The organism is Terriglobales bacterium (assembly GCA_035487355.1).
Classification (GTDB): domain Bacteria; phylum Acidobacteriota; class Terriglobia; order Terriglobales; family Acidobacteriaceae; genus QIAW01.
Window position 1 is genome coordinate 25,378 of the sequence record DATHMF010000039.1, and the last position, 11,453, is coordinate 36,830.

An 11,453-nucleotide genomic window follows, 5' to 3' on the forward strand; every position below is an offset into this window, starting at 1 on the left:
GGCTTAAGATATTGTGAATGGCCTCTCGGGATTCCCTTCAGGTTCGAGGAGGAACGATGCGAATCGCGCTGCCCTTTTATCTGCTCTTATCGTTGTTGTTCACTCCGGCTGCTTTTTCCCAGATGGCTCCCGTGCCGGCCGATCCCCTTGAACTGGTCACCGAGAATGCCCGCGTCCTAGTCACGTCGGAAGAGCGCTCCGCCGCCATTGAACTGCTCAATCGGGCGCGCCAGAATTACAACCTGCACAATACGCGCGCTCCCTTCACTTTGAAGGCGTCGTTCACTGCGACTGGACAGGCCTTTTACGAAGGCGCCGGCACAATGGAAGAAACCTGGCTAGGCGAACGCCGCTGGCGCTGGACCGCCCAGATCGGCGACAGTTCCACCGGCCGTTTGTCTTATGGTGGTCACATCTACAGCACGGGCTCCATCGAACCTATTCCGCTGCGCGTTTACATGGCGCGCGGTGCAATCTTCGCGCCCGTGCCCGCCCTGATTACAGGGCAGATGATCCGCTCAGCATCGGTCAACTACAAAGGAAACCAGATCACCTGCGTTCTGCTCTCCGGAGAAGTACCGACCACACCCGCTCCACGCTACTGGGTTGAAACCGAATACTGTATTGATCCGGCTTCCGGCCTGCTGCAAGTCTGGTCTGTGGCTCCCGGAATCTATGTCACCTACGACTATAGTGACGCCCTGCAGTTTCACCGGCATACCGTCGCGCGTCAAATTTCCTTTGTTGAAGACGGCCAGACTGTGCTTGATTTGCATCTGGACAGCTTGGAAGACGTGGGCACAGTGGATGCAAATCTCTTCAAGCCGACCCCTGAGATGTTGCAACACGGACCTTCGTTCAGCATGTCTCCGCCCAACCGTTTTCCCATTCGCGCCGAGTCTGCTGCTGAAACTGACGGTCCCTATGATATTCAGCCGGTAATCGTGCACGCCACCATCGACAATGCAAGCGGCAAAGTGCTGGAGGCAGAGGCACTGCAAAACTCAAATCCAAGTCTCGCGCAAGAGGCCGTTGATCTGGTGAAGCACTCGAGCAATTCGGCCACAGGGGTGGAGCGCGAAGTCTTCATCAATGTGCAACTCCATTTGCAGCGCCCGGGGAGAGCACAAAACACTGCGCCGTAACCAACGTGGCAGTTGGCGTGGTATAGCCAGGGTTTCTATGAACCAGCTTTCGACGGAGTTTGACGCTTCCATCGAATAACTGCCTTCACCAGCCCTGGCATGGTGTATTGCTGGGCCTGCGTATCCACACGATAGCCGCACTCGCGCAGCGTTGCAGACGTCACCGGACCCACGGAAGCAGTGGCTACACCCTGCATATATTCTTTCTTCAGGCTGCGCACCAGCTCGTGGAAGTTGCGCACGGTAGAGGAACTGGTGAAGGTAATCACATTCGGCCTCTGCTGTGAATTGCTGAAGATCCTTTTCAGCTTTCGGCGTGAACTAAGCGGAACTATGGTCTGATAAGCTTCAACCACTTTGACTTCCGCTCCGGCTTTCTTCAATTGCAGAGGAATCACGTCGCGTGCCACCGCGGCACGCACCAGAAGAACACGTTTGTTCTTTACTTTATGCCGTAATTTCTCCACTACGGCTTCGGCGACGTACTCAGAAGGGACTACATCAACTTTTAATTCATGTTGCTCGATCGCCTTGCGCGTTGCCGGACCGATGGCGGCAATTTTCAACTGACCGAGTTTTCGGGTGGGCAAGCGCAACTTGCGGCAGCGTGCTGCCATGGCCTCAACCCCGTTCACGCTGGTAAGAATCAACCAATCGAAATCTTCGTGCCGTCGCAGGGCCTCGTCGAGTTGCGCCCACGAGCGCGGCGGGTGGATCTCAATCGTTGGGACCTCCAGCACCGTCGCCCCCTGCTGCCGCAGCATGGTAGAAAGTGTCCCTGCCTGCTTGCGAGTACGGGTAACCAGGACTCGCGTACCTATGAGCGGCCGCGTATGGTTTTGGTTTTTAAATTTTTCTTTGGAAACCATTGCAATTCTGTGACACAAGAAGAATATCGGCCCGGCCTCTGAGTACTGAGTACCGGGTACTGAGTACTTTTTCACGGCTGTTCCGGCACAGCAGCGCCTGCCCTGTAAATCTGTCGCAAAATTTCATCCGCTCCCCGCTGCAGCAATTTTTCTCCAACGGCAGCGCCCAGTTGCACCGGATTCTCTCCGCGCCCGTTCTCGGTGATAACCAGCGAACCATCCTGCCGGGCGACGCAGGCCACGAGATGTAATTCGCCTTCGTTGCCGGTGGCGTATGCTCCAATCGGCACCTGGCAGCCTCCGCCGAGTGTCTGCAGTAATGCGCGCTCGCACTCGGTCGTGGCGCGTGTAACCGGATCATTCAAAAACCCCAGGTGCTGTGCGACATTCCTGTCATCTTTGCGAATCTCAATGCCCAGCGCGCCCTGGCCCACTGCCGGGCACATGACTTCCGGTTCCAGAATTTCGCGAATGGCGTCTACCCTTCCCAGGCGCTTCACTCCGGCCGCGGCCAGGATGATGCCGTCATATTCTCCAGCTTCGAGCTTGCGCAGGCGGGTATCCACGTTGCCGCGCAGGGGTGAGACCTTTAAGTCAGGCCGCAGCGCTCTCAATTGCGCCTCACGTCGCAGGCTGCTGGTTCCAATATGGGAATTCCGAGGCAACGCACTCAACGACGCATAGCTTCTTGAGATAAAAGCGTCGCGCGGGTCTTCCCTCTTCATGGTCGCCGTAAGTTCAAAGCCGGGGGGCAGGTCGGTGGGCAGGTCCTTAAGACTATGCACTGCCAAGTCCACCTTTCCTTCGGCGAGCGCCTCTTCGATCTCTTTGGTGAACATGCCTTTGGTGCCTACCTGGGCCAATGAAACTTCAGTGATCTTGTCGCCAGTGGTCTTGATGACCTCGATTTCAACGGTATGGCCACGGCCGCTCAACAGCGCGGAGACATGATTGGCCTGCCACAGTGCAAGTTGTGAACCACGTGATCCGATGCGTAGATGGGCCATTAGGATGGGGTTACTTTTTTCTCTTCTTCGCGCGCTGGTTCTTCCTGTTTTTCGCTGCGCGGCCGGCTAATTGGAATGGACCTTGTTTTTGTATTCTTTGAATTTAAGTCTTTGGGATCCAGATTCTTAGGGTTCAAATTCCTGGGGTTCAGGTTAAAGATACGGCGCACGTGATCAACCACCGTGTTCGCTTCCGCTTCGCGTGCGGCATTCTTCAGCGCTGTCACTGGCGTGTGCAGCACTTTGTTCATGATCCCGCGCGTAAGCGCCTCAATGGCTGACTCCTGTTCTGCCGTCAGCTTGCCCAGTCTGCCCCGCACGCGATCCAGTTCAGCCTGGCGGATAGTTTCCAGATGTTCCTGCAGAGAGATGATCGTGGGAGTAACTTCTTGCGTCTGCAACCGGGCAAGAAAGCGCTGTAATTCAGCCTCAATAATTTCATGCGCGCGGGCCGCCTCACGCTCGCGGTTGGCCACATTGGCACTGACCACGGCCTGCAGATCGTCAATGTCATAGACAAAGATGCCGTCGACCTTGTTCATCTCCGGATCAACATCGCGGGGCACGGCGATATCAATAAAAAACATGGGGCGGTTCTTGCGCCGGTGCAGAAATTTTTCACCATGTTCGCGCCGGAAGATGGCGTGCGGTGATCCGGTGGAGGTGATCACGATATCGGCACGGTCGGCGGTCTCATACAGCTCTTCAAAGCGGATCGCGGTGCCCTGGAATTTTTCCGCAAGCGTCACTGCGCGCGCGTGAGTGCGGTTGGCGACAAAAATCGCCTCCGCGCCGCCGGCGATCAGGTGCCGCGCCGCCAGTTCGCTCATCTTGCCAGCGCCGACCAGATAAACATGTTTACCGGAAAGCGATCCGAAGATCTGCGTGGCCAAATCTACCGCTGCCGAAGCTACAGACACAGCCGAGCTGCCAATGGCGGTTTCCGTGCGCACCCGCTTGGCCACAGCAAAGGCGCGCGAGATCAGCGCATGAAGCTGTGAGTGCAGTGCGCCCACACCACAGGCCACGGCATAGGCAGCTTTGACCTGTCCTAAGACCTGGGGCTCGCCCACGATCATGGAATCGAGGCTAGCGGCTACACGAAAGATGTGGCGCATCGCCTCCTGCTCGCGGTATTCATAGAGGTGGTCGGCTAGCAGATCGGTATCGGTCTCAAAGTATTCCCGCAAAAATTCGCGCAGGTCGAGAGTGCCACTGCTGACCTTGGCAATCAGCTCAACCCGGTTGCAGGTCGAAAGAATCATTCCCTCTTCCACACCGGGAAACTGCACCAGTCGCGCTATGGCCTCGGCCAGACGTGACTCCGGTATGGCCAGCCGCTCGCGCACTTCCACGGGAGCGCTCTTGTGGTTCACGCCGATGAGAACGAAAGTCATGGTCCGAGGAACCTGTGTGTGCCGCTGAGATAATTTGCCGCCCAGGTTCCCACTGCGGCAACAAAAGCAAAGGTCGAGAGAAAAGCGGCTTTGCGTCCGCGCCATCCTGCATTCCAGCGCGTAAACAGCAGCACCATATAGATGACCCAAACCATGATCGAGAGCGCAATTTTAGGATCGCGAAAGAACCCCGCGCCGAACTGCTCTTGCGCCACAATCGAGCCTGCGATCAGCCCCAGGGTGATAAAGGGAAAGCCCAGTATCAGCGCGCGGTATCCGATTTCATCAATCACCTGCAAGGGAGGCAGTCGCAGCCATTTCCCCATGTTCTTGGATTTCAGCCTGCGCTCCTGCCACAGATACAGCATGCTGGCCACAAAGCTTAGAAAGAGCGCGGCGTATCCCAGAAAGATCAGGGTCACGTGTACGAAAATCCATCCCCGGCGCAGCAGGGGCGAGGTAAACTCGGGCGACTGTTGTCCCACGGCCGCCAAAAGCGTGAGCACGAAGACCACGGGAAAAACAAAGATGCCCGGCGAGACTGTCTTGTATTTGATCCAGAAGGCGAGGAAAAAGGCCGCCACCAGAAACGCCAGCAGCGATTCGGCGTGATTCTGCGTGGAAGGCGTCAGATGCCCCTGTTCCAGCGTTAGCTCAGCGAGGGAAACAAAGTGAAAAATCAGCCCCAACCAGAAAGCGGACATGGTCACGCGCGCCAGCGATTCGGCCTTCCGAGCGAGGGCCAGCAGCGCATACACCAATCCCAGACTGTAAAAGACGAGCGCGACCCGCAACCAGAGCAAGGGCATAATCAGAAGGTAATTATATGCCGCCACGGCAAAGCGCAGCAGGCACGAAGGTGTTGGAAGAACTCCAATACGTATTGGCCTAGTTGGCGATCTAGGCCTGCCTGCTCAGACTTTCCATGACTAGAGCGGCTTCCTGTAGTTTTGCGATTTCTTTCTCCGGCAGTCTCCGAATCACAGCGGCGAGCGCCTCCACCCGCCGCCTGCGGCCCTCCTGCATGATGTGAATGCCTTTCTCAGTCGCCTGAATCACGACTGCGCGGCGGTCCTGCTGATTGATCTTTGTGCGCACCAGTTTGGACCGCAGCAGGCCGGCGACAATCCGGCTCATGGTCGGGGGCTTGACCTGCTCAGCTTCGGCCAATTCAGCCAGCGATCGGGGCCCGGCAAATACCAAGACCGACAGCGCCGACAATTGCGCCGGGCCGATGCCGCTCTCCTGGTCGCGAATCCGCAGCCGCCGCAGCAAGTGAATGGCCGCCGAGTGCAGACGGTCGGCCGCTTCCAGGGCCTCGCGGTCGGGGGATTTATTTTTGTTTGCGGATTGCATCTATTAATTAGCTATGCTAACTTATTTAGTTAGTTATGCTAATTACTTTAGCATAGAGAATCTTAAATATAACGAGGTGAAGCCATGACAACCCAGGCACCTTCCAGCGGAATCGCTATCACGCAAATCGGCCAGATCGCCGTCAATGTACATGACACCAACCGTGCGGTTGAGTTCTACCGTGACATCCTCGGACTTAAGCTGCTCTTCACCGCCGGACGCCTGGCCTTCTTCGATTGCGGCGGCGTTCGTCTGATGTTGAGCCCGCCCGAACGGCCTGAGTTCGATCATCCCGCTTCGATCCTCTACTTCAAAGTTGCGGACATTAAAGCAGCCCATGCTCGCCTGGTGGAACGCAACGTAAAGACCGAGAGCGAACCGCATGTCGTGGCCAGAATGCCAGACCATGACCTGTGGCTGGCCGACTTTCGCGACTCCGAAGGTAATATCATGGCATTCATGTCGGAAGTTCGGCACTGAGTCGCTGTCTCGAAGATTTTGAAAGCCGGGTGCTCTGAGATTTCAGCTACTTGCGCAGCGTTCCTTTCGGTGGCAACTTTTCTCCCAGGGCCAACCTCATGTTGGCAAAGTCGATCGTGACGCTGCGAAAGTTCCCCATCAGGTCACGACCCAGATTGCCATAGCACTTCTCGAGGATGATTCCCATCGGCTTGGTCATCACGGGGACGCGATCGAGCGTGGCCTCGGCTTCCCCAACTGTGAACACTGCCTGCCGCAGATAGTACGTATCAACTTTCTTCTGGCCCCCTGCCCCGGCGATGCCAAAAGATTCCTTCTTCAGAGACACAAATATCGAGGAGAATTCCCGATAATACCGCTCAAAGAACATGGACCTGGCGGCGCCCGTATCGAATGAAAACAGGAGCTTGCGACCGCTGACCGTGGACTCCAGCAGCGGCGTCATTTCGTTCATAAACAGCCTGCCGCCTGAGGTCGCTTGCGCGGCCGCCACACCGGCATCCAACTCTCCGTCGCTCGTAAACGTTATTCTGCCGAGCGCCTCAAACACCGGATACCCAAGAACTGCATCAATTCTGTAACGCCTGAACGCCCCCGCCGGGAGCTCGAGGCTGTCGTCATCAAGTACGAGCAACACCACATTGTGAACCGATGCCGCACCCAACTTCAGCTCCGGCAAGATCGCGACGTGCAGATGGTTTTCAGCCCCTGTGATGCCCTGGGTTTGCGCCTCTTCCTTGGATATCTGCAACCTGAGCCGTCGCGCGAAGCTGGCGGTGACGACCGAGAAGTTCGCACCGGTATCAAGAACCCAGGAAGCCTTAACGCCGTTCACCGTAAGCTCGGCATCAATCGTACCCAGTGAGCTGCGGTGGGTGGGAACTCGCACAGGGCCATCAATAGAGACGCTCTGCGGCGGCGCGTCCTGCAGTAATCTGGCAGTGTTGTAGCCATCCTCAACGTCCTGTAGTTCAACTTTATCGAGTTGCTCGCTGAAGTGTTTCAGCAGCTCTTGGTACGTAGCGGTCGCATCCGCGTAGCGGTAGGACTTAACATAATCGTCAGCGAGCGTGGATAGAGCAACCGCAGTCCGCGTCGGATTTCGAGTCTTGATCGCCGGCAGTGATCGCTGCAACAACGGGATCGACTCCGCAGCCCGGCCTTCCCGGTTCGCCAGCACTCCGGCAAAGTAATCATGCTCGGCACCCGCTGCAACCGTGTCTAGCGCTGCTTCCAGCTCTTCGTATCTCAGCTCTTTCACATCCACATCGAGCGCGGTGGTTGATTGAGGCAGTGTGGCGGGCTGGTGGATCGAAGGATTAACAGTCTGTTGGGCAAACGCCGCTGCCGAAACGAAAACCGCAATACTGGCAAGAAACAGCCCGGACTTGAGCGCCATAAGCGGTCATTCTACACAGTTCTTGCAATAACGCCGCGCACCCTAGACGGAATGACGCTGAGATGAGCAAGGGTCTTTGGGCCGGCTTGCATTTTGTCCGACGACACACGAAACTAATCAGTCTGATGACCGAGCCCACCACTCCGCTGATGCGGCAGTACACCGCGATCAAGAAAGAGCATCCCAATGCTCTGCTTTTTTTCCGGCTGGGGGATTTTTACGAGCTTTTCTTTGACGATGCGGTCACTGCCTCGCGCGAGCTGCAAATAACGCTGACCTCGCGCAACAAGGAAAAAGGCATTGCCATTCCCATGTGCGGCGTGCCCTATCACGCCGCTGAGAACTACATTGCCAAGCTCATCCGCAAAGGGTTCAAGGTCGCCATCTGCGAGCAGATGGAAGACGCGCGCCTGGCCAAAACACTGGTGCGTCGCGAGGTCACGCGTGTAGTCACGCCGGGCACGGCGGCGGATTCGTCGCTGAATTCGGAAGAAAATAATTTTCTTGCGGCCATCAGCCGTAGTAAAGATGTAGCCGGCTTTGCCGCGCTCGATCTTTCTACAGGCGAGTTTCGCGCGACAGAATTCTCCGGCGCAGACGCCGAGCGCCGTATTTTGGAAGAGTTGCAGCAGCTTCGTCCGCGCGAGATTCTCTACGCCTCTTCCCTGCCGCTATTTGACCGCGCTGGCCAAACCCAGGAGAAAGACAAAGAGACCGCCGACTTGCAATCTGCGCTCACTAACGAACGCTGGCGTGTTGCTTTCACTCCCCTGGACGATTGGGTCTTCGCTCCCGACCACGCCATTCCTCTAGTGGAAAATCATTTCGGCGTGCTGTCGCTTGAAGGCTTCGGATTGGCCGGGCGCTCAGCCGCAGCAGCAGCCGCAGGAGCGGTGCTGCACTACATCCGCGAGACGCAGCGCGGCACATTGGAACACGTGGACCGCATCGGCTACTACGAGCGCCAGAACTGCCTGGTGCTGGATGCGGTCACAGTTCGCAACCTGGAATTAACTGAACCAATCTTCGGTGCAACCGGCGAAGGCGAAGAGGTCACGCTATTCCGCGCTCTTGACGCGACGATTACTCCCATGGGCAAGCGCCTGCTTCGCGCCTGGATGCTCCGCCCCAGCGTGGACCGGGAAGAGATCAACCAGCGGCTGAATGCCGTTGAAGCTCTGGTGCGCGAGACCGTGCATCGCGAGGAGCTGCGCCGTTCGCTCGACGGCATCTTTGATATAGAGCGCCTGCTGAGCCGGGTCACGCTGGAAGCAGCCAATCCGCGCGACCTGCTGGCGCTGGCTTCTTCTCTCGCACGTCTGCCAGGGGTGCGCGCAATCCTGAAGAATTTCCCCGCCGCGCGTTTGCAAACCCTGCTGAACTTGATGGATGAGCTGGCTGATATCCGCCAGCGCATCGAATCCACGATTACCCCCGAGCCGCCGCTGACCTTTGCCGATGGCGGCGTGATCGCCGCTGGAGTAGATGCTGCTCTCGACGAACTGCGTGACCTGAGCCGCAACTCACGACAATACGTCGCACAGATCGAAGAGCGTGAACGCCAGCGCACCGGCATTAATTCTCTCAAGGTTAAATTCAATTCGGTCTTCGGCTATTACATTGAAATCTCGAAAGCCAATCTGCATTTAGCGCCCACCAACTACGAGCGCAAGCAGACGCTGGTCAACGCCGAGCGCTTCACCACGCCCGAGTTGAAGCAATACGAAGCAAAAATTCTCGACGCCCAGGAAAAGATCGTAGAAATCGAGCGCCGCATCTTCGCCGAGCTGCGCTCGTTTATCGCGGGTGAGGCGCGGCGCATCCGGCAAACCGCTCTGGCCTTGGCGGAAGTAGATGTCCTGGCCTCGCTCGGATACATCGCCGCCAACCGTGGCTACTGCCGCCCGCAATTCGATGAGAGTGGCGAAATTGAAATCGTCGAAGGCCGTCATCCTGTAGTCGAGGCCCAGGAGCTGGGCCGCGCCGCCCGTTTTGTTCCCAACGATCTGTTCCTGAATTCAGGCTCGCACTCCATCCTGCTCATCACCGGCCCTAACATGGGCGGCAAGAGCACATATTTGCGACAGACGGCGTTGATCGTTCTCATGGCACAGATGGGCTCGTTTGTCCCTGCTCGCTCGGTGCGTCTGAGTGTGGTGGACCGCATCTTCACTCGCATCGGCGCCAGCGACAACCTGGCCCGCGGACGTTCGACCTTTATGGTCGAGATGACCGAGAGCGCCGCTATTCTCAACACCGCCACGCCGCGCTCGCTGATTTTGCTCGACGAGATCGGACGCGGCACCTCCACCTATGACGGATTAGCCATCGCCTGGGCCGTAGTGGAATACATTCATGCTCACGCGCAAGCCAAGACGCTATTTGCCACACACTATCACGAGCTGACCGAACTCGCCGAGCGCCTCTCTGGCGTAAAGAATTTTCATGTCACTGTAAAGGAGAGCGCCACCGGTGTGACCTTCCTGAAAAAGGTGGAGAGTGGTGCTGCCAACCGAAGTTACGGCATCGAGGTGGCCCGCCTGGCAGGCTTGCCGGCCGAGGTCATCAGTCGCGCACGCGAAATTCTTGCTGAGCACGAGAGCGCCGAGCACGCTTTGAGCGAATCACTGGCGCCAGGCGATTCCGAATCTTCCACCGTGCAACTGACCATGTTCACTCCGCTCTCGCAGAAGATTGTTGACCGGCTCAAAGCCGCCGACCTGAACCAACTCACGCCTCTGGAAGCGCTCAACCTGCTGCATGAGCTGAAAAAGAATTTGGAGTGAGTGCATCTAGAATGGCACGCCTCATTCTTTGCGGCTTGCAACTTGCGGCCTTACGCTGTTTTACAATCATTCCTTCATGAACCTCACTTCTCTTCGCCAGCAAGTCGGCCAGCTTCTTATCATGGGCTTTGAAGCAATTTCGTTTGAGCCCAATCTCGAGAACATGCTCAAAGAGTGGCAGCCCTCTGGCGTAATTTTGTTCGCACGCAATATGGAATCTGCGCAGCAGACGCACGCGCTGCTGGCAGCGTGCCGAAAAACCGTCTCCATCCACCCGTTTCTCTGTGTGGACATGGAAGGCGGCGCCGTAGATCGCCTCAAAAAAATCATGGCTCCGGCCCCCTCCGCCGCCTCGGTTTTTGCCTCTGGGGAAAAACCCTGGTTTGCTCGCCACGGAAAGCTGATCGGGGCCGAATGCCATGCGCTAGGATTTAACACTGACTTTGCTCCCGCGCTCGATCTCGCCTTTGAAGCCTCGCGTCCGGTGTTGGGCTCACGCGTAGTTTCGTCCGATCCTAAGAAGGCTATCGGCTATGCGCGTTCTTTTCTGCGCGGCCTGCAGAGCGCGGGCGTGTTGGGTTGCGGCAAACACTTTCCCGGATTGGGAGAAGGCACGCTCGATACCCATAACGAGCTTGCTGTAATTCAAAAACCCTGGGAGGCTCTATGGGAACAGGACCTCCTACCCTACCGCCTGCTCCGCCGCAAACTACCGTTCGTAATGGTGGGACACGCCAACTATCCCGCCGTGACCGGCGACAAACTCCCCGCCTCCATCTCTTATAAATGGATGACAGGAATCCTGCGCAACAAGCTTGGTTACCGGGGATTGATCGTCTCCGATGACCTGGAAATGGGCGCGGTTCTGGCTCTCGGTTCCATCGAACTGACCGCAGTCGAGAGCATTCGCGCCGGAGCCGATATCATCCTGGTCTGCCGTCAGGCAGAGATGGTGCACCGCGCCTGTCAGGGCCTGGTGAAAGAAGCGGAACGCGACCCTGCATTCGCCCGCCG

10 protein-coding genes are annotated in these 11,453 nt (G+C 57.2%); 4 read left to right on the top strand and 6 right to left on the bottom strand.

Annotated elements, in window-relative coordinates:
• The first annotated feature begins 56 nt into the window (after nt 1-56).
• Nucleotides 57-1,145, top strand: coding sequence for a hypothetical protein (locus VK738_09125; protein ID HTD22802.1), 1,089 nt, complete (start codon nt 57-59; stop codon nt 1,143-1,145).
• A gap of 35 nt (nt 1,146-1,180) precedes the next feature.
• On the opposite strand, the gene VK738_09130 is transcribed toward VK738_09125, so the two are convergent.
• The 5 genes from VK738_09130 to VK738_09150 form a co-directional block, all read right to left on the bottom strand.
• Nucleotides 1,181-2,014 (bottom strand): uroporphyrinogen-III synthase, encoded by an 834-nt coding sequence (locus VK738_09130; GenBank protein ID HTD22803.1) that lies wholly within the window; start codon nt 2,012-2,014, stop codon nt 1,181-1,183.
• 71 nt (nt 2,015-2,085) lie between these two features.
• The gene (gene hemC / locus VK738_09135) at nt 2,086-3,021 is read right to left on the bottom strand and encodes a hydroxymethylbilane synthase (protein HTD22804.1); all 936 of its coding nucleotides are present in this window, start codon (nt 3,019-3,021) and stop codon (nt 2,086-2,088) included.
• On the bottom strand, nt 3,021-4,418 hold the full coding sequence (gene hemA / locus VK738_09140; GenBank protein ID HTD22805.1) for a glutamyl-tRNA reductase: 1,398 nt from the start codon (nt 4,416-4,418) through the stop codon (nt 3,021-3,023). Before hemA ends, hemC begins: the two co-directional genes overlap by 1 nt.
• The gene (gene ccsA / locus VK738_09145) at nt 4,415-5,227 is read right to left on the bottom strand and encodes a cytochrome c biogenesis protein CcsA (protein ID HTD22806.1); all 813 of its coding nucleotides are present in this window, start codon (nt 5,225-5,227) and stop codon (nt 4,415-4,417) included. The genes hemA and ccsA overlap by 4 nt, the downstream gene beginning before the upstream one ends.
• Nucleotides 5,228-5,318: 91 nt before the next feature.
• Nucleotides 5,319-5,774: a MarR family transcriptional regulator gene (locus VK738_09150; protein HTD22807.1), complete on the bottom strand. Its 456-nt coding sequence runs from the start codon at nt 5,772-5,774 to the stop codon at nt 5,319-5,321.
• 84 nt (nt 5,775-5,858) lie between these two features.
• Here VK738_09150 and VK738_09155 point away from each other — a divergent pair, with 84 nt between their 5' ends.
• The gene (locus tag VK738_09155; GenBank protein ID HTD22808.1) at nt 5,859-6,254 is read left to right on the top strand and encodes a VOC family protein; all 396 of its coding nucleotides are present in this window, start codon (nt 5,859-5,861) and stop codon (nt 6,252-6,254) included.
• Between the two features lie 46 nt (nt 6,255-6,300).
• Here the strand turns inward: VK738_09155 and VK738_09160 are convergent, their stop codons facing one another.
• Nucleotides 6,301-7,653, bottom strand: a complete 1,353-nt coding sequence (locus VK738_09160) for an aspartyl protease family protein (protein ID HTD22809.1) — start codon at nt 7,651-7,653, stop codon at nt 6,301-6,303.
• Nucleotides 7,654-7,715: 62 nt separating this feature from the next.
• Here VK738_09160 and mutS point away from each other — a divergent pair, with 62 nt between their 5' ends.
• Together mutS and nagZ are read left to right on the top strand one after the other, a co-directional pair.
• A complete protein-coding gene (gene mutS, locus VK738_09165) occupies nt 7,716-10,439 on the top strand; it encodes a DNA mismatch repair protein MutS (protein HTD22810.1) in 2,724 nt (907 codons plus the stop codon).
• Nucleotides 10,440-10,515: 76 nt separating this feature from the next.
• Nucleotides 10,516-11,453: beta-N-acetylhexosaminidase (nagZ, locus tag VK738_09170; GenBank protein HTD22811.1), on the top strand; the 938-nt coding region annotated here is incomplete at its 3' end.

Coding starts and splice junctions, on each gene's coding strand:
- hemC (HTD22804.1), bottom strand. CDS start 3,021: ATGGCCCATCTACGCATCGGATCACGTGGTTCACAACTTGCACTGTGG.
- VK738_09155 (HTD22808.1), top strand. CDS start 5,859: ATGACAACCCAGGCACCTTCCAGCGGAATCGCTATCACGCAAATCGGC.
- mutS (HTD22810.1), top strand. CDS start 7,716: ATGAGCAAGGGTCTTTGGGCCGGCTTGCATTTTGTCCGACGACACACG.
- VK738_09130 (HTD22803.1), bottom strand. CDS start 2,014: ATGGTTTCCAAAGAAAAATTTAAAAACCAAAACCATACGCGGCCGCTC.
- hemA (HTD22805.1), bottom strand. CDS start 4,418: ATGACTTTCGTTCTCATCGGCGTGAACCACAAGAGCGCTCCCGTGGAA.
- VK738_09125 (HTD22802.1), top strand. CDS start 57: ATGCGAATCGCGCTGCCCTTTTATCTGCTCTTATCGTTGTTGTTCACT.
- VK738_09150 (HTD22807.1), bottom strand. CDS start 5,774: ATGCAATCCGCAAACAAAAATAAATCCCCCGACCGCGAGGCCCTGGAA.
- VK738_09160 (HTD22809.1), bottom strand. CDS start 7,653: ATGGCGCTCAAGTCCGGGCTGTTTCTTGCCAGTATTGCGGTTTTCGTT.
- ccsA (HTD22806.1), bottom strand. CDS start 5,227: ATGCCCTTGCTCTGGTTGCGGGTCGCGCTCGTCTTTTACAGTCTGGGA.